Raw genomic sequence first — 25,093 nt, 5'->3', positions numbered from 1 at the left:
TTATTATTTAATTTTTTAGTTTCTATTTATCGAAGTCTATTTCAAAGTTCATTCCACCTATCTGAACAGTATTTTTATCTTTTAATACACTGTTGTCAGATTTTTTATTTACTAAAACTATACCATGGTTTTTAGCTATTGTTGAAGCTGTTAATGCATCAACTAAAGTTTCTCCATTTGCTAGGTATAATTTATCTGATCCTGAGTAGAATTCATCTATAACTTCTCTATTTGTTGCATATCTATCTTTTCCTGCTAATCTTTCTGCGTTGTATTTATCTGCTATTGATTTATTAACTACAGAAGTTCCACCAACAACATAGTATTCAACGCCAGATTTTTTAGCATGAGTTGAAGTTTTTCCATTAGTTAATAGTATAGGAGCTTCGTATCTAGCTGCTATTGCTGAAGCTGACATAGCATCTGCTTCACCTTTGAATCCATTAACTATGAATGCATTTGAGTAGTTGCCTAGTTTTTCAGCTACTAATTCTGATGTTTCAACTCTATTTTTTCCACCGATTCTTTCAACTTTTATGTTTGCAGCTGTTATCTGATTTGCAACTTTCTGGCTTATTGCGTTTTCTCCACCTATTATGTATACTTTTTTAACTTTTTTGATTCTATCCATTGTTGCTTTAGGGATAGAGTCTTTTTTAGTTAATAGTATTGCTCCGTTTTCTTTTCCTGCAAGACCTGAAGCTGCTAGACCGTCAGACATTGTAGATGTTGCATTTACAAGTACTACGTTGTCGTATGAACCTAGTTCGTCTGCAACTTTTGCTGCTGTTTCGTATCTGTTTGCTCCTATTACTTCTTTGTGAGTGTATACTGGTTTTGAAGGTTTAGATGGTACTGATGGAACACTTCCTCCTCCAGAGGTAATATTTTCATTATTAAAATCATTTGAGTCTGTTTTATTGCCCATTATTACATCATCTGAATGATTATTACCTATTTCAGGAGTTTTGTCCTTATTTATAGTAGAATCTTTATCAAGTACTACTAAAGAATCCTTACCTTGTATTTCTACAACTGTCTGGTTAGAAGTATTTCCTGTTACACTAGCATCTCCTCTTATCTCTACAGAAGCATTTTCTACATATATTGCAGAACCTTTATTATTTCCTGCATTATTTACTTCAATATTTTCTACTACTATACTTGGATGATTTATTTTGTCACCAACAACTCTTATAGCATCTAACTCATTTTTATTAGAAGTATCAAATTTAGCATTTTTTATAACTATACCTTTTGACTTAACATCTAACAAACTTGATAACTTTTTATCTTTTCCAGTTGATAGTCTATGATTTTTAAAATCTAATAACACATTATTTTTATTTATTTCAATTGTTTCTTCTATTGTTACATCTTTATTTAACTCTATTTTATCATTGTCTTTTAAATCTTTTATAGCATCTTCAATAGTATTATATGGTTGATTTCCATTAACCACAACTTCTGAACTTTCTGGAATGGTTATATTGAAATCTTGTTTTGCTAATTCAAATTTTTCTCCATTTATTATTACATTAAGTAAAATACTTGCCTTACCATTTTTCTTGATAAGAACTTTATCACCATCTACTTTTAATACATCTTCATTACTTGATTCATATAATATATTATCTCCTTTAAATAAGTTTTCTGTATTAAAAATTTCTTTGACTTCTATTTCATTATTATTTGAACCTATTTCTTTTTTAATTTCTTGCTTTGTTGATATAGAATATTTAGAATTATCTAGATCACCAAAGTCTTTTATACTATTAGTGCTATTATTTACATATCCTATATTTTTCCCTAATGTTATATTAGCTTTTTCATTTGCAATTCCTGCAACTTTAATATTTTCATCATTTACTCCTGTAATATTCATATTTACAAACGTATCAGATATATCACAGTTCCCTTTCTTATGGAAGTTAATTATTCCTGCTATATTTGTAGTATTTTCTGCTTCACTTAAATCAACAGTTACATTATTTACAAGACATCTATTTATTGTGGACTTAGCATCCGTATAATCTTGTCCAACCCAAACTCCTGATACACTACTTTTTTTTATATTACTATTGCCATAAATTGAAAGAGTACTATTGTTTATAACAGAATCTTCTATAGTTGTACTTTCATTCTGTCCTTCACCACTTACACTTCCTTTTATGCCTCCGGCTTCATATATTCCTTTTATATTACTATTTAACACCTTGCATCCTTTTATACTACTTATCCATTTTGCAGTATAATTTCCGCCACTTACTCCACCTACATTGATTGTTCCTTTTACTCTACAATTATCAACTATACAATTTAAAATTTTACTTCCATATTGCATACCAACTATACCACCTGTACCACGGCTACTTCCTTCTATACTACTATCTTTAACTGTACATTTTGAAATAATTGCATCATTATTTACATATCCAGCTATTAATCCATTTTTATCTCCATCATTATTTTGATTTGGATTAATATATATACCGTAAGCATTTGTATTTAATACATTACAATTTTCTACTTTTCCTCCTTCAAGTCCACCGCATATTCCTCCAACTACACCCTTTACTGCATATAGTTCTGAATTATCAACTGTGACATTAGAAATAGTAGCAAAATTATTAGCTGCTACAGTTCCCATTGGACGCCCATTTTGTTTTGTTTTATCATGTTCTTTATTATATACAGAATTTTTTATAGTTAAGTTTTTTATAATAGCAGTTCTATCACTTGATGAACCATTATTTCCAAATAGACCTACTAGTGAGGCTTGATTTCTAGTAATTAAATTCTCTATTGAATAGTTATTTCCATCAAAACTTCCTACAAAGTATTTATCTCTATTTTCTATTTCTGTTCCACTATCTTTTCCAATAGCAATCCATCCATATCCATCATTATAGAAAGCTCCATCCTTAGCAAAGTCTGTTTCAGAAAATACAATATCATTAGCTAATTTAAAGTAACCTGTTACAATATTTTTATTTTCTCCTTTATGCGTTCTAATTTTATCTAAATCTTCTTTTGTACGTATAATATGTGGCTTTTCTTCAGAACACTCTGTACATCCAGCCCAAGATTCTTTTTTAGATAATTCATTATCAACTACTCTAGAATGCTGACTCTCATCACCATTCTCTTCTGCAAATATAATACTAGATTGAGAAAATATCATATTTGCTGAAATTAAAACTGCTATCACCTTTCTCAAATTTTCTTTTAACTTCATATCTTTTCCCTCCCATTTTTTAACAAAAAAAGCACAGAAAAAACTATATTCCTTTAGAATATAATCTCTCTGTGCTTATAATCGATTTTATATTTTTTTGCATTAAAAAATACAGGCACTCTAATGTCTGTCTGTCTGTCTGTCTGTCTGTCTGTCTGTCTGTCTGTCTGTCTGTCTGTCTGTCTGTCTGTAATGATTTTCCCAAACAAATAGCATACTGTCAACACTCCCTCTAATGCAAACTAATATTAATGCCTATATTATAGCAAATAATATATAAATTTCAACTTTTCTCAATCATAAATATTTAACTAAATTACAAATAAATTTAATTATTTTCACAAATATTTCCAAAAAAACTTCAAACAGATTTATTTTTAAAACAAATTCATCTAATACTTTTTATAATTTAAAAACTTTAAAAACTCATCTTCCCTCTATAACAAAAATTATCAAAAGACTTTATTCTAATCACACACTCTCTCAAAGTTGATAAATGATTTTACAAAAAAATAGAGGGTTGGTGAATACCCAACTCTCGCTAAAAAAGATGGACATAGCCAAAAACTACGACAATCTGCAAGCGACACGCAACATTTAAATGTGTTACATAAATAAGCGTGTCGCTGAAGCCTGGAGTGTTTTTGGCTATAACATCTTTTCTAAAGCGAGTCGATACTTCACCAACCCTCTCTATTTTTACTGTAAATCATTTAATAACTCTTCTATATCCATATCCAATTCTTCATCAAAGTCATCTAAGTCAGTCTCAAACTCAAGATACTGAGTATCCACATCCGCATCATCGTCTATATCGTTTATTTCGATACCTGATGCAAAATCATTGAAAATACTCGACTCTCTATCATCTGTATAATCAGAAATATCTCCTTCCTCAAAAAGAGGATTTTCCATCATCTTCTTATCCAAATCAATTTCATGATAGTGTGAAAGCTCTTCCCCACTACCAAGCTCTAAAAATCTATAATTGCCTTTCCAAATATTTTTACTCATATCTACCACCTCCGATAAAGAATTTATTTGAATCTATACCGCTTATTCCCTTATCAGCAGTTTTATAAATCTGATTTATTATATCTTTTCTTCTTGTCTCATCTTCCTCAGAGTACATAAGCTGCCCAAAGGCATACATTTCTGTAATCTCATCAAATAAAATTTCCTTAACATCTTCAGATTTAAGCTTATCGTATTCCTGCCCTAATTTAGCAAATACATAGTATAGCTTTTCATTCATCTCTCTTATGTAATATGGGTACATATTGTCTATAATATGGTTAAGCTTTTTAAGAATTTTTTCCATAAATAAATTTAATTTATCGCTTTCATTTTCTTTAAGCATTCTGTAGACATGTCTTCTTCTATCAAGAGGAGATAGCACAAACTCTAAATTACCTAAAATTATTTCAATATCGTTAAGCCCGTCCTTTAACATATACGCTGTATCTGCAAACACCTCTCCAAACATTCTGTATACGTTTCTATCTGGTCTTATTCCTTCTCTTTCAAATAATTTTTCTCCACTTTTTTCTATAACATCAGGCATATACACACTTAAAGTATCTATATTTTCTTTTTGAACCTGAACCTCATCATAAAGTCTATTTACTAAATTTATTCTAACCTCATCAGTTATATTTTCCTGTCCAAGAGTTTCTCTAACCAATTTTCTCATATTGTAAAGATCTGCAAAGAAGTTGTACATAATCATATCATTCATAGATTTTGCCCAGTTCTGATATACTTCTTTATTTTCAGCTTCTTCTAACATCTTTTTCTTAGAGCTTAAAAATACATCTCTAAGCAGCTTTTCAACCATTCTAGTCTTTAGATATACTCTTACATACTCATTTTTAAATCTTATATCTGTAGCAGAAAAGTCTTTATGTATTTTTTCCTCGTCGCTCTCTTTTATTGTGATTATTCCAACTATATCCTTATCCGCTATAGACATTATTTCCTTTTCTTCAGATTTCATAAATCTAACTATTCCATCCTCAGCTCTTACAAATAGCGGATTTCCAGACTTAGTAAATCCTATATCGTTTCTTTCAACGTCTGGTATTGAGTCAATATCCATTATTTTTTTATTTTTATCGCTTAGGTATAATCTAAATATATTTTTTCCGTCGTATATTATATTTTCTCTTCCAACAGCTATTTTTCTGCATTCATCAAATTTTGCTGCTACAATCTTTTTCTTAGTTTTCTTGTTTATAAGTATTAGATTGTCAGTGTATTTAACTAATAGCATATTTGAATTATTGTAGTCAAATCCTCCAATATTTCCAGAAATTCTACTAAATACTATATCGCTATCTGCTGGAAGATTTCCTATTTTTCTGTTTCCTGCAACCATATCTTCAAACCCTCTTGGAAGGATTCTATTGATATTATTGGCAAAAATCTGCACACTTCTAGCTATTATAGACTCCCTTTCTATATGGAAATACCCTTTAAATGAAATCTGACTTCCTTCTATAAGGAATCTTTCTATATCGTCGTAATATATCTCAAATCTATTCTTTCCTCCGATGAATACAAATTTTTCATGGTCTTTATTTATTCCCCCCATAAAAACTTTATCATCATCTAATACAAAGAAACATTTATCGTCATTTATTTCAAATATAAAATCTCTCTGATTTTTGCATATTAGAGAAAAGTCTTTTATGCTCATTCTTATTTTTAAATTTCCTGGCATCTCCTTAGAATTTCTTCCTGTTCCTACGCTAAATGGAACATTTTCATCGTATATTACTATATCGTCTTTTTCTAAAGATGCAGATAATTTTATTTTATAATCTGAATAACTGTAGATGTATTTTGTACCTTTATCTGCTAGTACATCACCTTCATTTCCGATTATTATATTTCCTAAATTTGTTATAAATAACTTTTTCCCTTCAGATGAATATCTATTGATTCCCTCTAGACTAAACCCATTAGATAATTCATATATTATTTTCTCACCTAGTTTTAACATCGGTATCAACTCCAACCTAAAAAATTTAAAATTACTATTTTAAAATTATTGCTGCCTGAAAATCAGACAGCAATACTATTAACCATTTTATTCAATTTTTAGAAGCTTGCTCTGCTTATTTTAGAAATTTACTGTAATTTTTCAGCTTACTGTGCTTTTTCAGCCATTATTTCTTCATAAGTCTGAGCCATTATTTTGTCATAATCTTTGAAGTTTCTTCTTGATTTTAACTCTTCTTTTAATGTGTTGTAAGCTTCTTCTACCTGTGCTTTGTCCATAGTTTTAGCTTTTAATCTAAAGTCTTCTATTTTTAAATCACAGTATCTATCGTATTTTTCTATATATCCATCAAAACCTTTAGCTTTTAGTGAAGATAACTGTTTTTTAGCTTCTGAATAAACTCCTGTATCTCCACCTACAAATACTTTATAGTAGTTTCCTATTTTTATTATTTCACCTTTTAGGTTCTTTTTGTTAAGGTTGGCAACTAAACTTTCTGCATGTCCTTTATCTTTTAATGATCCTGCATACACTCTGTAGTATTCTCCACCCTGTTTAGCTTTTTCTATTTCTGCAGCTCTCTTAGCTTCTTCTGCAGCTATTTTTTCAGCTTCGGCTTTCTTTCTCCGTTCTTCTTCTTTTTTCTGCTGCTCTAACTGCTGTTCCTGTTTTATCTGCTGCTGTTTTTCAGCTTCCCGCTGTCTTTTTCTGTTTATAGTTAAGAAATATCCTCCAGCTGCTATAGCAACTATTAAAACAGCTATTATAAGGTCTAGTTTTTTTCTAGATTTTTTATATGCTTCATCCTTAACTATTACTACTTCTTCCTCTATTTCTACATCGTCGCCTTCGTAGTCATCATCTACATATTCGATTTCTTCTTCATCATCGTATGCTTCTTCTTCAACTACTTTAGCTCCTCTATTAGATTCTTTTGTTTCTTTATTAGGTGTTTCTTTACGAGGCTCTTCTTTAGCTGATTCCTGAGTATCTTCTTCTACTGCTTCTTCTTCAGAATAGTACTCATCCTCTTCGTATTCTTCATCTTCGTCCTCATAATCATCTTCTTCGTCTTTTTTTCTTCCAAAGAATGAGAATATACCTCTTTTCTTAGGTTCTTCTTCCTCTTCTTCAATTTCTTCTTCCTTAGATTCATTTATTCCAGCTATTCTAGATATTTCCTGTAAATCATCCTCTTCTTCATTAGCTTCAGATACAGGAGCTTCTTCTACAACAACTTCTTCTATTTCTTCTGCTTCAACATCATCAGAATCTACTTCTGATATTTCTTTTTTAAGCTCGTCAACTGCTTTTTTAGCTCTTTCAACAGGATCGTTTAATTTTTCTGCTTCTTCCTGTCTTAATCTTTCTGCTCTTTCAGCTTCTAATTCCTGTCTTTCTATATTTTTTATAGCTTCTCTTCTTCTTGCTGGATTAGTGTGTATTTCGTGGTCATCACCGTCATTTGAAGGCATTTCAACCACTTCATTATTAGATGCAACATCTCCATCTATAACATCTTCACTTACAACTTCTTCAACTGCTACATCATCTATTTCTTCTGTAGTTTCTTCAACTATTTCTACATCTTCTGGTTCTACTTCTTTTATTCTAACCGCTGGTATAACTAGAGAAGGGTCTATTCTTCTTGATAATTTATTTCTGAATGGCTCTGATTTGTCCGCATTTTCAAGCATATATGCGTATTCGTCCATATCTATATCAGCAGGTAAAGTTCTTTTTATAGTTGCAGGAGTAGTAGCTTCTACACAAGATTTATTATCTCTAAAGTACTTGCAAGCTTCCTTCCAAGTATCCATTTCTACTAATTTTCTATCTTTTATAACAGCATTTATAAATTCTCCAAAGTTTTCTTCACCAAATTCACCTGCTACAGTAAGTCTCATAGCTCCTTCTATTAAAGTTCTGCTTTTTACAAACTCTAATAAAACTGTAGCTGCTGCAAATTCATATATAACTCTTCCACCAAATCCATAAGCTTCTTCGGCTTCTAAATTTTCTAAAGTTAATATTCTTTTAAACTCTTCTTCTACACAGTCATTAAGCTCTGCATTAGATATAAGTTTTACTCTTCTTAAAAATTCAGAATCTATTAAATCCTTCTTTGGCTCTTCTTCTACAGAGTTATTTTCTTCAACTGATTCTTCTTTTTTAGATCCACCTGCTAAAATTCTATTAACGATAACGATAATCTCTCTCTTTAATTCCATTCTAGCATCGGCAGGATTCATCTGGAATATTCCAACACTGTCCTCTTTTCTTAAACTAAGTTCTCTAAGAGTCATAGTTAAAACTTCCATATATATATTTAAAACCTTGTAGTCTTTCTGAAGTCTTTTTATTTTTTCAGAATTTTCCATTTTGTCGTAGTAATTAAAGCTCTGAAGGTCGGCTTCTTTTAAATTCTGTATACCGTCTCTTTTAGCTATGTTTATGTATTTTCTACATTTAGCATTTATAAGCTCTATATCACTTTCTAGCTCATCTATATCTGGGATGTATTTTTCAAGTATCCATTTTGATATAATCGGCTCTGTATTTCTAGATAAAGTTTTATAAAATAGTACGTTATATTTTAATAATTCTATATATTTAACTTCATTTAACTCAACTTTTTCAAATTTTTTATTTAGTATACTGTCTAGTTTCCTATTTGTTTTACTTTCCTGTTTTAAAAATCTCTGTGTAACATTTAAAACAGTGCTTTTTATTATGCTATTCAAACTATTCACTCCTTGCCCAACAAATTTCTCTATAATATCAAACTTATGTGTATTATACGATTTAAGTATCAATTGATTGTGTCAACTGTACTTCTATATTATATCATTTATAAGTTAATATTCCACTTATAATCATACCATTTTTTTTATTTATTTTAAATAATGTAACTTTGCTTTCTTTATACAAATTTATTAATATTTATATTTAATATTATATTTTATTGAGTTTTTTTTAATACTTATTTATTTCTAATAAATTTATCAGTAGTTTTTCAAACTTACATTAATTCAAATAAAAAAAGGCTGCTACAAATTCTGTAGCAACCTCTATCATTCACGATAGTGAGCAAGTCTATAAGCGGAGTTCTGTATTAGATAATCATCTTTCTAGGCTTATTGTCACCAATAAGCTCAAGCGACCTACCAACCGGAGAGTACGAGCAATACTCTTTAATCCTATTTTGGTCTTGCTCCAGGTGGGGTTTACATAGCCGACTAGTCACCTAGCCGCTGGTGAGCTCTTACCTCGCCGTTCCATCCTTACCATTGCTGGCGGTTTATTTCTGTTGCACTGTCCGTTACATAAAATCTATATTCTCATAAATTATTTATAAAAAAATACAAATTATATTTCCTAATTCATCGAAACCTATTTTGTTACTTTTAAAGTATCTACTCTAGTTTGATTGCTTCTCCAAAGGCTTAAATTCCCGACTAACGTATCGGTACATATTTAGTTTACATTTCTAGTTGTAAGCTAAATTTTTCAAATTCAAACTTGCATTAAAATCTCTATCAATAATATTCCCACAGTATTCACATCTATAAGTTCTCTCTGAAATACTCAGACTTTTCTTCTTATTTCCGCAGTTACTACAAATTTTTGATGACGGATAAAATTTATCAGCAGTTATAAACTGTATTCCTCTCTTTTTACATTTATATTTTAATTGCCTATAAATCTCATAAAAAGAACAGTCTGCTATCTTTTCTGACAAGTATTTATTTTTCATCATTCCTTTTACATCTAAGTCCTCTACTACTATAGCTTCTGGATTTAGTTTTATAATTTTTGTAGTAGCTTGATGAATATTATTAAGTCTTATATTAGCTATTTTTTGATACTGTTTACGGATTAAAGTTTCAAGCTTTAGTAAATTTTTCGATTTATTTACATATCTATAATCTTTATTTTCGTAGTTTTTATAAATATCAAATGATTTGTTTTTCATCATTTCGTAATGTCTACTTGCTTTCTTTTGAAGTCTTTTTAATTTCTTCATTTCTCTTTTGGTATTAACTTTTTTAAAATTCATACCGTTAGAACAAGTCATTAATGTTTTTATTCCCATATCAATTCCAATTGCTTCCGTTTTGGGAAGATTATTTTCTTCATCTTTCAGTACACAATTAATCCCTAACCAAAATCGAATTCCATCAAATGATATTCTTGGTTCTTGATATTTACAATCTCTAGGAATTATATTTTCCGCTATATCCATCCAACCTATTGTTTCCAGTCTAACTTTATAATCATCAAACTTTATCTGATATGTATCATTATAGAAACTCATTTTAGATTTTTTTCTACTCTTAAATCTAGGATGTTTAGCTTTTTTATTAAAAAAATTTTTATATGCTCTACATAAATCTTTTATAGCTTGTTTTGTAACATTATTATTTACTTCATTGAGCCACTTAAATTCTTCTTTTTTCTTAAGTTGTGTAAACTCTTTTCTTAATTCTCTATCTGAAATGAATTTGCCACCTTTTTCATAGTTTTCATTTTGTTTATTCAACGCCCAATTATATGCAAATCTAGCACATCCAAAACTTTTAAACATTAATTCCTTTTGTTTTTCACTTGGAAATATCTGAACTTTAAATCCTTTTTCCATATAATCACCGCCTTTCTGATAATATTTCTATCTTTCTATTATTATCATGGACGACAATTATTCTTTTTATACAAGTTTCTTAAAAAATTTTATAATTTTTTATAAATAATTTATTTAGTTTTTATAGATTTTATTATTTACCATACAACGCTACTTGTATGATGCCATTTTGCTCACGCTAATGGCCTCGATCTTTCGAATACGAGCGTAGACTATTTCTTCACCTACAGCATTATCTGTTTAGGGCAACCCATTTCCACTACCAATAGCTTGTAGTGTACTCCTTCCCAGGATAGTCGTTTGACCTTTCTATTTCTAGATTTGGCGACCAAACATCCATTGTAACGATACTTAGGCTCTCACCATATATCATCTCAACTGTTTTTTCTGAATTTCTTCACATTCATAGAAGTTTATGATTTTATCTTCTATTGTAGTCGTTGAGCTTTAGGAATTACTGGTTTTAAAGTTGTGTCCTACAAGAATTTCTTCTTGTACGAGGCTGCAATTTTTAACTATTTTTTAGTTTAATTGCTTTGTTACCTTAAGATCACTCTCACTAGGCGTTACCTAGCACCCTGCTCTGTGGAGCTCCGACTTTCCTCACGCAGATTTCTCTGCCCGCGATTATCTGGCTTACTCACTATTAAATTAACTATGCTATTTTACCACATAAAAAACACTATGTCAAAAATTTATTGGCCAAACAAGTAAATTTCAATTTATTCTTTTACTTATCCTTATATTATCCATTTTTCTTTATACTTCATTCATAATTTATTCCTCATTTATATTTTATTATTAATTCATGCTTTCCCGTTCGATTTTTATACACCATATTATTTCTTTTTTATTATTTCATTTGATGTATAAATTTATTCTATTTTTATATCATACTTCTATAAATTTATTCTATTTTTATATAGTTAATATTCCAAATTGCCGTTATAATGATATATAGATAAAACTTTTAGAAAGGGCTTAATTATTTACTTATGAGCTGAACTTTTTTACAATATGCTCATTTGTAAATTTCACATAGACATGAACAAACATTTAAGAAATTTTATTTCGGTAATTCTAGTAGCAGTTATGGCATTTAGCGGATACAAAATCGCCACAACACTTTTAGACTATAAAAAGGCCGAAGATACATACACAGAAATTCAAGAAAACTACAGTCCAGAAGCTGAGGAAGGATTTATGGAATCCGATTTAAAAAATATAAATCCAGACTATAGACTTTGGCTATTTGTCGAAAATACAAATATCAACTACCCTGTTGTATCTTATGGAAATAACGACTACTACCTTTACCGAGATTTTTTAGGACAGGATTCAAGATCTGGAACGTTATTTATGGATTACAGAAATAATTTTGAAGAAGATGAAAGTACTGTAATTTATGGGCACAATATGAAAAACAAAACAATGTTCAATAATTTAGAGCTATTTAAAGAAAAAGACTTTTGGGAAAAAGATTCTGTAATACGTATATACAGAGGTAATTACGAGTATATCTATAAACCATTTTCAATTTTTGTAGCTGAGCCATCTTTTAATTATGTAAAAGTAGATTTTAATGGCGAAAATGATTTTAACGAGTATATAAACACAGTCAAAGCTAATTCTACATTTTGGAATAAAGATGCTGCACCAAAGTACAAAGATAAAATACTAACTCTTTCTACTTGTAGCTATGAGTTTGACGATGCCAGAACGGTGCTTGAGGCAAAATTAATAAAAAAAATACCTATTAATTAATCATATAAGTAATTTTATTAATTATTATAATCATTAATAATATAGATATTTTAAGTTTGTATTATAAAATCATAAATTTATAAGTATTTTTAATTTATATTATAAAGTAATTTTCAAATCACATATTATAAGGGGGGGATTATTTATGGATACTTCTATAACAGATTCAAGATTTGCCACTGAGGCAGAAGAGAAAGAATATAAGAAGAATATTCTAAAAATAGCTCTCTTCGTCGGGGAGCTTATGATAAAAAATGGTGCCGAAACTTCAAGAGTTGAAGACAGTGTTCTTAGAATCTGTAGGTCTCAAGGTTTTTATCATGCAAATGTCTTTACAACTCCTACAGTTGTAATAATTTCAGACGAAAAATTCGATGGTTTCTGCTTTATGAAAACAATCGACAAAAGATGTATCAATCTAAACAAAATTTCAAAGCTTAATAACTTCTCAAGAGAATTTTGTTCAGTAAAAAATCCAGACATAGATAAATCTATTGCTGAATTATATGAAATAGATAAGGTAAAACCTTATCCACTTTGGTTCTTCTACTCATGTACAGGACTTGCATCTGCTTGTTTTGCATGCTTACTTGGTGGAAACCAGCTTTTAAACTTTATATTTACTTTTATAGTCGCTATCATAGGAGATATTATATACGACCAAATAATGAAAATAAGCTCTATATCAGCTTTTTCCTGCGTTGTTGCATCATTCGTGATAACGTTACTAGGAGTTGCATTTACAGAGTTTGGAATAATAAACACACCTACAATGCTTATAGTTGGTTCGATAATGCCGCTTCTTCCAGGGGTTGCAGTTATAAAATCTATAAGAGACCTTATATCAGGAAATTTAATCTCAGGTATCTCTAGGGTATTTGAGGCATTTATGATACTACTTTCTATAGCCTCAGGAGTTGGGGTTGTACTTGATTTATGGTTTAAATCAGGAGGTGTTTTATAATGGGAGATATGTCTTTATTTGCTCATTTTATGTTTGCTACAGTTGCAACAGCAGGATTTGCAGTTTTCTTCAACGTACCTCTTAAACTATTATTGCCACCTGCTGTAGTTGGTGGTATTGGTTGGGTTGTTTATTTAGTTATTATGGAAGTTACAAATAATATGTCGCTTTCAGGATTTTTAGCAGCTGCTTCAGTATCTGCTATGAGTGAAGTCTTAGCTAGAAAAATGTACCAACCTGCTATTTTATTTGTTATTCCGGGTATTTTACCTCTAATTCCAGGGATAGGGCTTTACAATACTATGCTTGCAATCATACAAGAAGATTATTTATTAGCTGCTACAAAAGGAGCTAGTGCAATACTTCTTAGTTGTTCAATAGCTCTTGGAGTACTTGTTGTAGCTGCCTTAGTCAGAACTATCAACATATACAGATTCAAAGGGGACTTACTTGCAAACTTTAGACCTATTCTAAAAAAACGTGAATTTAATATAGAATATGATCCTAATGCTAAAAAGAAACCTAGTAAAAGAAAATTAGGTAAAAATATCAAAGTCAATGAAAAAGACTTCAGCGGACTGGTTACTGAACATACTGCTGAATTTGAATTAAATTTACACGATAATGAAGAAGAATCTCAAGATAAAAATTAAAACGTATTTTTTAATACAAAAATATATGCAAATACAAAAATGTATTTCTGATTTTTAAATATAAAACATATTTTTTAATACAAAAAGACTGTTGTAAAATAATACAACAGTCTTTTTTATATTATAAATCGAATAATATTTTTGTGACAACAGGAACGTATTCTCTACTTTCTTTAAACTTTTTATCGTTTATTTTTAAGTAGATATAAGAAAGTCCCATAAGTGCAATACCTATAATCGCAGCCACAACTTCTGTAGGGCCAGCAAATCCTATAGCATTAAGTGCATAGTATGAACCTACTATACCAACTATTAGAAGAACCATAGGTATTACATATACTAAAAATGTCGCTTTCATGACATTTATATGTTCCATACTTACCATAACGTGGTCGCCAACTTTGGCACCTATAGTATTGTCCACTTCAACTAGTATCTCTTCAGACTCAGAAGATGCATTCATACATTTACCGCATTTTGCACACGCAGACATTCTCATCATTCTCATTATAGCAGTTTCTTCATCTACTATTTCTACTATATATCCGTCCTGATTCATTTTGCCTCCTATTTCATGAATTTATAAATATTTTTCATTAGTTCCTCGATAAGCTGATCTGACTCATCTTGGCTCTCATTTTTTATACTTTCGGTAACACAACCCTTTATATGATTTTCAAGTATTATCTTTCCTACTTTGTCGATAGCTGCTTTTACAGCAGAAATCTGGACTAGTATATCTATACAATACCTTTCATCATCAATCATCTTTTGGATTCCTTTTACCTGTCCCTCTATTCTTTTCAATCTTTTTATAAGATCTTCTTTATTATTTCTCGGTGAAAGCTTTCTATCCTGACTATCTCCGCCTCCACAACAAGCACATTTTTTCTGTTCCATAAAGAAATTCCTCACACTTTCCCTATTTTAAATACGTTTCTGTCGACATTTATATTATAGCACAGTAATTCGTATTTTTTTCAAAGCAAGGTATAAGTTATTTTTTAAACACAAAGAAATAATACCATACTGCTATGAATAATAATAATGATAATGCTATACTTCTACTCTGTCTTTTTGTTTCATCATAACAAGTTCTTGATTTAGGATTAAATGTAGCATAAGGGAATGCTAAGAATAGTATAGAGTCTATCATTATAAATATCTGAGCTAATGCATTATTCTGTAAAAGCATTGCTATTATCCCAGCTAACCCGAATGCAACCTCAGCATATAAAGCTATTTTCTGTTTTCTAAATCCTTTATAATATTCTGTCATATCATCATGACACTGTTTTGAACAGCAGTTTAATTTAAACCCATTTGGTGTTGGAACATCAAGTTTTCTATTTACGTTCTTTATGTTTCTACCACATTTTGAACACTGTCCAGCTTCTTTCATTATTATTTTTTTTGCCATTTCTAACTAATTCTCCTCACAATTTACATTTTTATAATTCCATTTTATTTGAAAAATAGTACATATAAACCAAATCCAAGTACAAATAGTAAAATAAGTGTTGAAACTACTAAAGCTATCTGATCTTTTTTGGCATTCTTAGCTCTTTCTTCTTCCATTCTTAAATATTCTTCTGTTTTCTTTACTTTTGCACCACATTTTCTGCATTTTTCTTCTCCAAATTTCATTGGATGTCCGCAACGATGACACTTCATTTTACTTCTCTCCTTTTTATAAAAGCTTTTAATTCCACAAATTATATTGTATTACAAGATTAAACATCTTTCAATACATTAAAAAACACCATATCACTTTACTAATATGGTGTCAATTATTTTATATTTACTTTTTAAAATTTAAAGCTATCTTAATACATGTAGGTGTGTATCAAATAATAACATCTGTCTTTTGTAGAAGTAGCAAGCGAGTCGAAATATACCCAATTTTCATCAGATTCACTAGTATCTTCAGAACCAACAGCCGTAGATGCTGTTGCATCTTTTTCTTTTATCCAGGTAATCTCGTCTTTTTTTAATTTTTCAAGCTCTCCATTTTCAAGAGAAGATGTAATATCACTGTAAATCATATTTAAGACAGTATCGTATTTTTTATATATTTTACTAGTATAGTTAAGTAGGCTTTCCTCTTCACCATTTAGCTCAGAATCTGCCATCTGGTCAACTTCTGTATTTAAATCCGACATTATCTTCATATATTTTTCTTTTTTGGGAATAACCAATGTCTTAGATTTATCTGCACCTTTTTCTGAAGAAGCTTCTTCTTTTTCTTCATAAACAGATTCACTTGTCTTTTCTTTTTTTACGATACCATTTTCTTCTATATCCTCGTATGATTTTTGACTAGGTCTTTTTAATATTTTTAATTCAGACTTTTGACTATTAGCAGTGTGTGCTATATTCTTACCTGCATTAAAATATCTCGATACTATATTTAATCCAAGATAACCCATACATACAACAAATACTATAATTATTATATTTGCCTTTAGTGTTATCTTCTTTTTATTATTTTTAGATTCACTTGTTTGCGAAAGACTGGCTATTTCCTCTCCACAAACAGGGCACTTCTTTTCGTCTTTATCTGCTTTTTTTCCACAGTTCGGACAGAAATTTGTCATTTCACCACCCCTCTCGTCGGATAATTATCCAACTTCACTTATTTAGCAAAGTATTTATCTATACCATTAGAAATTCCGATTGCAATTTTTTCTTGATAGCTCTGATCTGATAATTTTCTATCTTCCTCTGGATTACTCATAAATCCTGTCTCTACTATTGTAACTGGCAGTTTACTCCAGTTTATACCTGACATAGTATCAGTTTCCATAACACCATTATTTTTTGCCCCAGTTTCAGTGCATAATTCTAGAAGTACATCATCAGATAGCCTTTTGCTATCGTCGTACATAGATACAAAACTGTTTGAAGGTGTCTGGCATATTGTAAGCGCACCATTAGACTCACTGCTTTCACTTGAATTACAGTGAACTCTTACAAAAATATCTGCCCCACTCTGATAAGCTAAATCAGCTCTTTCCTTATTGCTGATATTTACATCATTTTCAGTTCTAACCATGTACACCTCGTATCCTCTATCTTTTAAAATCTTTTCTAGTTTTTTAGATATTTCTAGTGTAACCTGATATTCAGGAATTTTTGTTTCACATCCCTCTGTTCCTGATGCAACCTTCATCTTTGTTTCGCTTGCTCCAGGCCCAATAGGCTCCTTATCGCTATTTTGATTTTGCTGATGTCCAGCATCTATTGCTACTTTTAGTCCTGTTGACTTTTTATTTTCTTTCTCTATATCCGTTGAACCAACTTCTTTATTATCGTTGGAGTTGTTGACCTTGGCATTTGAATACTCACTATCTTCCAGCATATCCAATATTTCAATGTTAATCTGTTTTTGCTGTTCTAATTCATTGTTCATCCTTATAGCATTTACAGTTAAAAGAACATTGCTCAATAAAAGAACTGATAAAAGTATTAATATTACTTTCTCATTTATCTTTTTCATAGTCTTTTTAACCCTCCTGTACTATTTTTCTAATTATACACTATAATTATTTATATGGATAGAGAAAATATTGTAACTTTTTTTGAATAAAAGTTCAAATCTCCCCTATCTATATAAGTTTTCTATCGTTTTCGCTAAATCTTTTCTATTTTTTTACTGTACTTTTTCTATTATTTCATTAAATATTTTCTGCCATTTTCACTAGAGCCTTTGATTGTTTTTACTATGCTTTAAAATAAACTTGCTATACTTTAAAACAAATTTTACTCTAAGCTTTTTATAAGTTCTACATTATATTTTTCGTATGCATTTAAATCATTTACATTATCTGTTGTATATGAGTTTGGATAATACCAAGTTTTACTTCCAAAATAATTGTTGTACTTATCTGTTTGGAATATGTACCCATGTCTAGCAAATATTTCGTTTCTTATATAAGCTAACTGGCTATCAGAACATCCACTTAATTCCTCTGGATCTATGTATCTAGTATCACTTCCTGGGAATAGGTATCCGTCGCTACTGTTGTAATTGCTATTATAGTAATCAACTGCATAGTAATAATCAGATAAATCTCTTATTGTAGCATTATTGTACTCATCTTGTCCTTCATCGTTACTTGACATTTTACCTTCATCATTGCTTTGATTTTCTACATGCTGTTGCTGCTGATTATTTGCTACATTTGCATTATTTTCCACCTTATTTTTAGAAGGTAAATACATATTTAAAGCCAATAATATAGTTACACAAACAGCTACAACTGTTAAAAATATTAATATTCCATTTCCTATTTTGCCTCTATTTGAATAATTATTTCTGCGCTGACTTTCATATCTGTGTGTTTCATATTCGTACTCATCGTCATCATAATCATCGTCATAATCGTATTCGTATCTGCTATTTTTTCTTTTTCTTAGTGGCTCTCCACATCTATCACAATATTTTGCATCATTCGGCATGTTGTTACCGCATCTACTACATCTCATAAATAATTCCTCCTATATTTAATTTTCCACATTATATTATACTATATTCACAATAATTTCAAATAGCTTAAGTTTTATAATTTAATATTTATCTATAGTTATTCTCTAGTTAATATATAGTAATTCTCTATAAATATATATATAAATAAAAAATTCAATAAAAAAAGACGTATACTTAAATAACTAATTTAAATATACGCCTTAAATGATATAAATCTTCTATTCCAATCTCCATACTTTCAATTTTCCAATCTTAATACTACTTTATTTTTATTTTATCTTATAGGTATTAAGTTATAGTTAGAATCATATGTATATAATTTTAAAGTCTTTTTATTTACTAAAACTTTTTCATTATTAACATTAAATACATGATGTGTATCCTTTAAATATTTCTTATCTACTCCATTTCCTTCTTCATCGTATACAACTGAACCTTCAGCAACTCCTAGCACATCATATACATATTCTTCAGCCACTTCAACAGCTACTCCTGCTCCAGTTAAACAACTTAAATTAACTTTGTTTGCAGATTCTTCTTCAACTACTAATGCTGATACTGGTGCTGCAAATAATGCCATTAATGCTACTCCTGATACTAATACTGATAACTTCTTTTTCATATTGAACACCCCCATATAATTACTTTCACTTAACTTTTTTTAGTTTGTTACACTCATTATTTTAATTTTTTTATTTAATTTTTCTCTCTTCCTTTTCTATGTCTATATCATAGTCCATAAGTTTAAGTAATTCAAGGATATTTTTTCACTGTTTAAAATCTTTCAACAATTGCATATTTTTATTCTATATTTTCTTTTTTGACTTTATTTTTTTAATTTTTGTATTTTTTGTACTTCTTTGTTACTCATATAACATGTAAATCAAGCTCTTATTTTAGTTGATTTTTCAATATTTTTAAATATAGATAGAAAAATAACATAAATTTCACAAATTTTATAAACCTACAACTTGCACACATACAATGAATTTTTTCTTTTAAAGTTGTTATTTACTTGTTATTATTAAAACGAATATGTATTTTCTAACTTTTGTAAAAAATTACACAAACTTAAAAATAAACATACTCAATAACTGTTGTAAGTTGTTTCTTTTTGTAATTTTAATTATTTATCTAAAAGAAACTATTTTTCACTTTTCCTTTAATATTTTAGAGTTATTTTTTTGCTTTTAAATATATCTTTTCATAGACAAAATCATATAATTTGTATATTTTAATACTATATGTCAATTTCTTCTCACATATTATTTTGTAGTTTTATCGCACTTATATAACCTATTCTTATCCTTTAGGCATACTATTAATAACAAATATCTAAGTATTTTTTAGTATCTAGACAGTTGTTTTTTTATATTTATCTATCTATTTTTTACTATTTATCCAATTATTTTTTTATACTTATCTATATACTTTTCTATATTTCAAAAAAATAGACGATAATTTTATAATTCTTATAAAACTATCGCCCATTATATACTATATTCACTGCAATTATATTATTTATAATCTTCGTATCCTTCTTTAAAAGCATCTATAAATATTTTTCTTGCTTTTAATTTCTGAGTTGCTTTTATTGGATTGTCGTTTTCTAGCTCTTCAAACATCTTTTTAGCTTCTTTTTCTATACCTGAGCTACTTCCACCATTAGCTTTGTATTCCTGTCCTGAAAGGAATCCATTTTCTCTTATAGCATCTTTTAGCTCATCATCTAAATCTTCTCCGCTATTCCGTTTTTTAACATCTTCTACAACACCAGTTATTATATCATTTGCATCTTTTTCCTCTGTTTCTGGCTCTGTAGCCTCTGTAGATGTATTATCTGTACTTTCGTCCATCATTGTAGAATCTTCAAATTCACTTGTTCCTCTAACTTTTGATATATCAGTTCTTGCAAGTGCCATATATTTCTTGAATTCACCGAAGTTTCCTTTGAATTTAACTATATTCTTATCATATTTTGAATGATTTCCTATAGCTCCTTCACTAGCTTTTTTTACATCCTTGTAGCATTTTTCTAAATACTTCTGTGCCTGATATAAGTTATCGTATTTATATTCAAGAGCTTTTACCTTAGTTAAATTCTTTTCTATATTGTTAGTAAGGTTTGTTGCAGTCTTTTCGCTGCCTCCCTTTTGTCTTAATTTATCTATAGATAGTATATCCTCTCTTAGCTTATTATAATATTTATATACCTGTGTATAATCGCTTACAATTCCGTTTACATTTTTCTCAGTAACTTTAGTCTCAAGATCCTTAGTACATCCAGTCGCTAATACCGAAAAAGCAAGAACCGCACATAAAGCCACAGATTTAATTCTCTTTAGCATATTTCTTCTCCTCTCTATCTAATTTTTAACATTACTATACCTATATAATTTTAAAGTATTTAAAGAAAAAAGTCTACCTTCTTTTCACCATTTATCCCATTATAGCTCTAAAAACCTAATCTAAATACATAATATCCAAAAACAAAAGAACACATACTACTTCTCAAACTTTCCAAACTACAAAAATAAATTCACCTTCATCCTAAACTGCACAAAGAAATAAAAAGCCCACAATTTGCAAATACTTCTCTAACAAATAATCTTAAATATAAAAAATAGCTGTTAGCAAATATTTTGCAAGCAGCCTTTTTCAAAGACTTAAACACAAGTAATTCGCCTCGACAATACTGCAAGCGCCCCATACATATAAATGTGTTACATAAATATATGGGGCGCTGAAGCCCTGGAGAGCGAATACTTGTGTTAAGTCAAAAAAAGGCTGCTGCAAAATCGCAACAGCCTATTATAATTCAATTATTTACAGAAAGTATTTGCAACGTGTGCTTTTATTTCTTCAGCAGTTCCCATTGCTAGTACTTCATCAGCAAATTTTTTCATATCTGCTTCATTTACTGAAGTTATAAGTTTTCTTGCTGGAAGTATAGATATTGGAGACATAGAGAATTCATCTAATCCGAATCCAAGAAGTATTGGTATCATCATCTGATCTCCTGCTGCTTCTCCACACATACCAACCCATTTACCTTCTTTGTGTGCGTTGTCTATAACCATTTTTATAAGTCTTAACACAGCTGGATTGAACTGGTTGTATAAGTAGCTTATTTTCTGGTTCATTCTGTCAACTGCAGTAGTGTACTGTATTAAGTCGTTTGTTCCTATTGAGAAGAAGTCAACGTGTTTAGCAAGTACATCAGATATAACTGCTGCAGATGGTACTTCTATCATCATACCTAATTCTACATCTTTAGAATATGCTATACCTTCAGCATCTAATTCAGCCTGAACTTCTTTAACTATTTCTTTAGCCTGTAATAATTCTTCTAATGAAGATATCATTGGGAACATTATTCTTAATTTTCCATATACACTCGCTCTGTATAATGCTCTTAACTGAGTTTTGAATATATCTGTTCTGTCTAAGCATAATCTTATAGCTCTGTATCCTAAGAATGGGTTCATTTCTTCATCTAGAGGAAGATAGTCTAATTTTTTATCTCCACCTATATCAAGAGTTCTTATAACGATTGGTTTACCGCTCATTCCTTCTAATACTGCTTTATATGCTTCAAACTGAGTATCTTCTTCAGGTAATTTGTCTGAATCCATGTATAAGAATTCAGTTCTGTATAGTCCAACACCTTCAGCGTCATTTTTTATAAGACCTTCTATATCGTTTGGAGTACCTATGTTACCTGCAAGCTCTACTCTTCTTCCGTCTAAAGTAACAGATTCTTTACCTTTTAATAATTCTAAAGCTTTCTTTTCTTCTTCAAAAGCCTGTTTTTTAGCTGCATAAGCTGCTTTTGTTTCTTCGTCTGGATTTATTATAACTTCTCCAGTATCCCCATTGAATACTACGAAATCTCCATCTTTAACGTTTTCAGTTATGTCAGTAAGACCTACAACTGCTGCTATTTCAAGAGTTCTAGCCATTATAGCTGTATGAGAAGTTCTTCCTCCTATGTTAGTAAGGAATCCTAGAACCATTTTTTTGTTCATAGTAGCTGTATCTGATGGAGTTAAGTCGTGAGCAACTAGTACTACTTCTTCATCTAATGCAGATAAATCTACTACTTTTATTCCTAATAAGTGTCTTAACACTCTGTTTGTAACGTCTTTTATGTCTGCTGCTCTTTCTCTCATGTACTCATTGTCCATAGATTCGAACATAGCAACGAACATTTCTTTTATTTCATTTAATGCATAGTCAGCATTAACTTTTTCATCAGCTATTTTAGCTTCTGCTGCACCAGTTAATTCTGGATCTTCTAAAACTAAAAGGTGTGCCCCGAATATTTCAGCTTCTGTTTCACCTAGTTCTTTAGCTGCTTTTTCTTTAACTTTTTCTAGTTCAACTTTAGATACCTGAACAGCATCTCTTAATTTAGCTATTTCAGCATCTACATCTGTTATAGTTCTTTTTTCTATAACAAGTTCTTTATGTTCTACAACAAGTGCTTTACCTAGTGCTATACCAGGAGAAGCTCCAGTTCCTTTGAATGCCATAACCATATCCTCCTAAAAGATTAATTATTTATAACCGATTCTTATTCACCGAATCCTGATTCAACCATTTCAGATAATTTAGCTATAGCTGCTTCTTCATCTTCTCCGTTAGCTATTAGAGTGAATTCAGTTCCTTTTGATAAACCTAAGCTCATAACACCCATTATTGATTTAGCGTTTACTTTTTTACCATTAGATTCTATTTCTACTGTTGATTTGAATTCAGATGCTCCTTTAACGAACATTCCTGCTGGTCTAGCGTGTAAACCTGTTTCATTGATAACTGTTAATTTTTTTTCCATTTTTAAATTCCTCCTGAAGTGTTTTTTAATTTAAATTATTATTATCTATGTCTACCCCAAACTAGTGGGACATTTTTCGTCCGACGGTATTATTAATTACCCACTCGGCTATCTTTTTCTATTATACTACTAAATATTATTTTTTTCGACAACTTTCATTAATATTTTAAGAAAAAATTTCAAAAAATTTTTTTATAAAATATGTATAACATAAAAGAATAGTTTTTAGATTTAATTTTATAAGCTTTTTTACAAATAATCGTATTTGTGCGTACAATTTTAAGTATATATCATACTATTTAAAGCTAGATACAAAACAATCTACAAGTAAAGATTTTTTGTATTCTTTCTTTTGCTTTATAGGAAGTCTCGCCTCTTCTCTGCGGAACTCTCTATAATCTATAAGGTTGTCACAATATGTTTCATTTATTACTGAATTAATATCGTACACCTTTACCCTATTTTTTCCTCTACGCTCTAAAGTATTTTCGTAAAGTGCAAAGTATAAATCTCTATAATTGAAATTTTTTGGCAGTGATAATACCTCACCTGCCTTAGGAACTAAAACTTCCATCAGTGTTCTTAAATCAGGATTTCTTCTTATATTAAATACCTGGCATAAAAACTTTATATCCTCTTTTTTCATGCGTCTTATTTTTTCAAAACACATATCCTCTGTAAATGGAGCTGCATTTCTAAAATAGAATCTAAATCCATCGTATTTACCAAAAGTTTTCATAGTATCCAAATATCCTAAGTTTATATTTTTCTGAATATGATCCCTATCTTTATTCATAGAGCCACCTAGATACTCTGAAGGATAAACAACTTTTAAGTTTAAATCACTATGTTTTTTTATACTTATCGTTCCCTGTAGGTTGTCCTGAATTCTAATTGCTACAATATCTTTGTAGCCCTTTTTTTCAAGCATACCAATAGGTAGGTTATCGACAAACATCCCATCTACGTATAGCTTGTTGTCCATAACATTCATCTTAAATATAGGTAGACTTGCACTCGCTATCAAATAATCTACTAGTCTTCCCTTTGGTATATCCTCCAAAAATAAAGATTGTGGATTTAGTTTTTTATCTATATACATAGTAACCATTCCAAAATCAATACCTTTACTTCTTATCTTATCCTCATCTAGGGTTTCCTCTAGCATCTCTCTAAGTGGAGTTATATCGATACCGTCATTTTCTTTAAAAGATTTTTTAATAAGTGAAAGAATTTGATTCATCCGTTTCATACTTAAATCCATATCTTTTAACTTTTCGTATGTTTCAAAGTCTACATTTATAAAATGTCTGTAATCGTACTCAAGCCAGATTTCTTCCATAATACGTATGTCATCTTGAACCATATATGCACCATTCAATGCACCTATTGAAGAACCAGTAATTCCTTGAAAATCCATGCCCATACCTTTTAGCGCTTTATAAGCACCTATTTGATAGGCCCCTTTTGTGCCACCACCTTCAAGAACTAGACCTCTCATA

At 29.9% G+C, this 25,093-nt stretch carries 20 protein-coding genes and 1 other RNA gene; 3 read left to right on the top strand and 18 right to left on the bottom strand.

Annotation, left to right across the window (positions count from 1 at the left end; all coding sequences use genetic code 11):
* Nucleotides 1–22: 22 nt before the first annotated feature.
* From ACK2WO_RS05090 to ACK2WO_RS05065, 6 genes are all read right to left on the bottom strand, one after another.
* On the bottom strand, nt 23–3,238 hold the full coding sequence (locus ACK2WO_RS05090; RefSeq protein ID WP_414698600.1) for a cell wall-binding repeat-containing protein: 3,216 nt from the start codon (nt 3,236–3,238) through the stop codon (nt 23–25).
* 699 nt (nt 3,239–3,937) lie between these two features.
* Nucleotides 3,938–4,252 (bottom strand): hypothetical protein, encoded by a 315-nt coding sequence (locus ACK2WO_RS05085; protein ID WP_178411480.1) that lies wholly within the window; start codon nt 4,250–4,252, stop codon nt 3,938–3,940.
* Complete coding sequence (locus ACK2WO_RS05080; RefSeq protein ID WP_414698599.1) at nt 4,245–6,242, bottom strand: hypothetical protein; 1,998 nt, start codon at nt 6,240–6,242, stop codon at nt 4,245–4,247. The genes ACK2WO_RS05085 and ACK2WO_RS05080 overlap by 8 nt, the downstream gene beginning before the upstream one ends.
* 146 nt (nt 6,243–6,388) lie before the next feature.
* On the bottom strand, nt 6,389–8,986 hold the full coding sequence (locus ACK2WO_RS05075) for an SPOR domain-containing protein (protein ID WP_414698598.1): 2,598 nt from the start codon (nt 8,984–8,986) through the stop codon (nt 6,389–6,391).
* A 339-nt stretch (nt 8,987–9,325) separates the two neighbouring features.
* Nucleotides 9,326–9,628: RNase P RNA component class A (rnpB, locus tag ACK2WO_RS05070), an RNA gene on the bottom strand.
* Nucleotides 9,629–9,732: 104 nt separating this feature from the next.
* On the bottom strand, nt 9,733–10,884 hold the full coding sequence (locus tag ACK2WO_RS05065) for an RNA-guided endonuclease InsQ/TnpB family protein (RefSeq protein WP_414698597.1): 1,152 nt from the start codon (nt 10,882–10,884) through the stop codon (nt 9,733–9,735).
* A gap of 1,017 nt (nt 10,885–11,901) precedes the next feature.
* Between ACK2WO_RS05065 and srtB the strand changes: the two genes are divergently transcribed.
* From srtB to ACK2WO_RS05050, 3 genes are all read left to right on the top strand, one after another.
* Nucleotides 11,902–12,648: a class B sortase gene (srtB, locus tag ACK2WO_RS05060; protein ID WP_414698596.1), complete on the top strand. Its 747-nt coding sequence runs from the start codon at nt 11,902–11,904 to the stop codon at nt 12,646–12,648.
* A 145-nt stretch (nt 12,649–12,793) separates the two neighbouring features.
* A complete protein-coding gene (locus ACK2WO_RS05055) occupies nt 12,794–13,612 on the top strand; it encodes a threonine/serine exporter family protein (RefSeq protein WP_414698595.1) in 819 nt (272 codons plus the stop codon).
* On the top strand, nt 13,612–14,265 hold the full coding sequence (locus ACK2WO_RS05050) for a threonine/serine exporter family protein (RefSeq protein WP_178411704.1): 654 nt from the start codon (nt 13,612–13,614) through the stop codon (nt 14,263–14,265). Before ACK2WO_RS05055 ends, ACK2WO_RS05050 begins: the two co-directional genes overlap by 1 nt.
* A gap of 121 nt (nt 14,266–14,386) precedes the next feature.
* Here the strand turns inward: ACK2WO_RS05050 and ACK2WO_RS05045 are convergent, their stop codons facing one another.
* The 12 genes from ACK2WO_RS05045 to ACK2WO_RS04990 form a co-directional block, all read right to left on the bottom strand.
* Entirely contained in the window at nt 14,387–14,824 is a 438-nt protein-coding gene (locus ACK2WO_RS05045; protein WP_178411705.1) for a SoxR reducing system RseC family protein, read from the bottom strand.
* A gap of 8 nt (nt 14,825–14,832) precedes the next feature.
* Nucleotides 14,833–15,165: a metal-sensing transcriptional repressor gene (locus ACK2WO_RS05040; RefSeq protein WP_178411706.1), complete on the bottom strand. Its 333-nt coding sequence runs from the start codon at nt 15,163–15,165 to the stop codon at nt 14,833–14,835.
* 97 nt (nt 15,166–15,262) lie between these two features.
* The gene (locus ACK2WO_RS05035) at nt 15,263–15,685 is read right to left on the bottom strand and encodes a hypothetical protein (protein WP_414698594.1); all 423 of its coding nucleotides are present in this window, start codon (nt 15,683–15,685) and stop codon (nt 15,263–15,265) included.
* Nucleotides 15,686–15,729: 44 nt separating this feature from the next.
* Nucleotides 15,730–15,939 carry a hypothetical protein gene (locus ACK2WO_RS05030; RefSeq protein ID WP_178411708.1) on the bottom strand — a complete coding sequence of 70 codons (210 nt, stop codon included), beginning with the start codon at nt 15,937–15,939 and terminating at the stop codon, nt 15,730–15,732.
* Between the two features lie 152 nt (nt 15,940–16,091).
* Nucleotides 16,092–16,862 carry a lysozyme inhibitor LprI family protein gene (locus ACK2WO_RS05025; RefSeq protein ID WP_414698593.1) on the bottom strand — a complete coding sequence of 257 codons (771 nt, stop codon included), beginning with the start codon at nt 16,860–16,862 and terminating at the stop codon, nt 16,092–16,094.
* A gap of 38 nt (nt 16,863–16,900) precedes the next feature.
* Nucleotides 16,901–17,764 (bottom strand): N-acetylmuramoyl-L-alanine amidase family protein, encoded by an 864-nt coding sequence (locus ACK2WO_RS05020; protein ID WP_414698592.1) that lies wholly within the window; start codon nt 17,762–17,764, stop codon nt 16,901–16,903.
* A 263-nt stretch (nt 17,765–18,027) separates the two neighbouring features.
* Nucleotides 18,028–18,753, bottom strand: a complete 726-nt coding sequence (locus ACK2WO_RS05015) for a YARHG domain-containing protein (RefSeq protein WP_414698591.1) — start codon at nt 18,751–18,753, stop codon at nt 18,028–18,030.
* 275 nt (nt 18,754–19,028) lie between these two features.
* Nucleotides 19,029–19,376, bottom strand: coding sequence for a hypothetical protein (locus ACK2WO_RS05010; RefSeq protein ID WP_414698590.1), 348 nt, complete (start codon nt 19,374–19,376; stop codon nt 19,029–19,031).
* 895 nt (nt 19,377–20,271) lie between these two features.
* Nucleotides 20,272–21,102, bottom strand: coding sequence for a hypothetical protein (locus tag ACK2WO_RS05005; protein WP_178411875.1), 831 nt, complete (start codon nt 21,100–21,102; stop codon nt 20,272–20,274).
* Between the two features lie 474 nt (nt 21,103–21,576).
* On the bottom strand, nt 21,577–23,289 hold the full coding sequence (gene ptsP, locus ACK2WO_RS05000) for a phosphoenolpyruvate--protein phosphotransferase (protein ID WP_414698589.1): 1,713 nt from the start codon (nt 23,287–23,289) through the stop codon (nt 21,577–21,579).
* A 41-nt stretch (nt 23,290–23,330) separates the two neighbouring features.
* A complete protein-coding gene (locus ACK2WO_RS04995) occupies nt 23,331–23,591 on the bottom strand; it encodes an HPr family phosphocarrier protein (protein WP_006439908.1) in 261 nt (86 codons plus the stop codon).
* Between the two features lie 295 nt (nt 23,592–23,886).
* Nucleotides 23,887–25,092, bottom strand: coding sequence for a patatin-like phospholipase family protein (locus ACK2WO_RS04990; RefSeq protein ID WP_414698588.1), 1,206 nt, complete (start codon nt 25,090–25,092; stop codon nt 23,887–23,889).
* Nucleotide 25,093 lies beyond the last annotated feature (1 nt).

The sequence above is a fragment of the Peptacetobacter sp. AB845 genome, assembly GCF_047528295.1.
Taxonomy (GTDB): Bacteria; Bacillota; Clostridia; order Peptostreptococcales; family Peptostreptococcaceae; genus Peptacetobacter.
This window is presented reverse-complemented; position numbering and strand designations above follow the sequence as displayed.

What these genes read in the sequence shown, in the direction of transcription:
- ACK2WO_RS05090 (WP_414698600.1), bottom strand. Translation starts at nt 3,238, where the DNA reads ATGAAGTTAAAAGAAAATTTGAGAAAGGTGATAGCAGTTTTAATTTCA.
- ACK2WO_RS05085 (WP_178411480.1), bottom strand. Translation starts at nt 4,252, where the DNA reads ATGAGTAAAAATATTTGGAAAGGCAATTATAGATTTTTAGAGCTTGGT.
- ACK2WO_RS05080 (WP_414698599.1), bottom strand. Translation starts at nt 6,242, where the DNA reads ATGTTAAAACTAGGTGAGAAAATAATATATGAATTATCTAATGGGTTT.
- ACK2WO_RS05065 (WP_414698597.1), bottom strand. Translation starts at nt 10,884, where the DNA reads ATGGAAAAAGGATTTAAAGTTCAGATATTTCCAAGTGAAAAACAAAAG.
- srtB (WP_414698596.1), top strand. Translation starts at nt 11,902, where the DNA reads ATGCTCATTTGTAAATTTCACATAGACATGAACAAACATTTAAGAAAT.
- ACK2WO_RS05055 (WP_414698595.1), top strand. Translation starts at nt 12,794, where the DNA reads ATGGATACTTCTATAACAGATTCAAGATTTGCCACTGAGGCAGAAGAG.
- ACK2WO_RS05050 (WP_178411704.1), top strand. Translation starts at nt 13,612, where the DNA reads ATGGGAGATATGTCTTTATTTGCTCATTTTATGTTTGCTACAGTTGCA.
- ACK2WO_RS05045 (WP_178411705.1), bottom strand. Translation starts at nt 14,824, where the DNA reads ATGAATCAGGACGGATATATAGTAGAAATAGTAGATGAAGAAACTGCT.
- ACK2WO_RS05040 (WP_178411706.1), bottom strand. Translation starts at nt 15,165, where the DNA reads ATGGAACAGAAAAAATGTGCTTGTTGTGGAGGCGGAGATAGTCAGGAT.
- ACK2WO_RS05035 (WP_414698594.1), bottom strand. Translation starts at nt 15,685, where the DNA reads ATGGCAAAAAAAATAATAATGAAAGAAGCTGGACAGTGTTCAAAATGT.
- ACK2WO_RS05030 (WP_178411708.1), bottom strand. Translation starts at nt 15,939, where the DNA reads ATGAAGTGTCATCGTTGCGGACATCCAATGAAATTTGGAGAAGAAAAA.
- ACK2WO_RS05025 (WP_414698593.1), bottom strand. Translation starts at nt 16,862, where the DNA reads ATGACAAATTTCTGTCCGAACTGTGGAAAAAAAGCAGATAAAGACGAA.
- ACK2WO_RS05020 (WP_414698592.1), bottom strand. Translation starts at nt 17,764, where the DNA reads ATGAAAAAGATAAATGAGAAAGTAATATTAATACTTTTATCAGTTCTT.
- ACK2WO_RS05015 (WP_414698591.1), bottom strand. Translation starts at nt 18,753, where the DNA reads ATGAGATGTAGTAGATGCGGTAACAACATGCCGAATGATGCAAAATAT.
- ACK2WO_RS05010 (WP_414698590.1), bottom strand. Translation starts at nt 19,376, where the DNA reads ATGAAAAAGAAGTTATCAGTATTAGTATCAGGAGTAGCATTAATGGCA.
- ACK2WO_RS05005 (WP_178411875.1), bottom strand. Translation starts at nt 21,102, where the DNA reads ATGCTAAAGAGAATTAAATCTGTGGCTTTATGTGCGGTTCTTGCTTTT.
- ptsP (WP_414698589.1), bottom strand. Translation starts at nt 23,289, where the DNA reads ATGGCATTCAAAGGAACTGGAGCTTCTCCTGGTATAGCACTAGGTAAA.
- ACK2WO_RS04995 (WP_006439908.1), bottom strand. Translation starts at nt 23,591, where the DNA reads ATGGAAAAAAAATTAACAGTTATCAATGAAACAGGTTTACACGCTAGA.
- ACK2WO_RS04990 (WP_414698588.1), bottom strand. Translation starts at nt 25,092, where the DNA reads ATGAGAGGTCTAGTTCTTGAAGGTGGTGGCACAAAAGGGGCCTATCAA.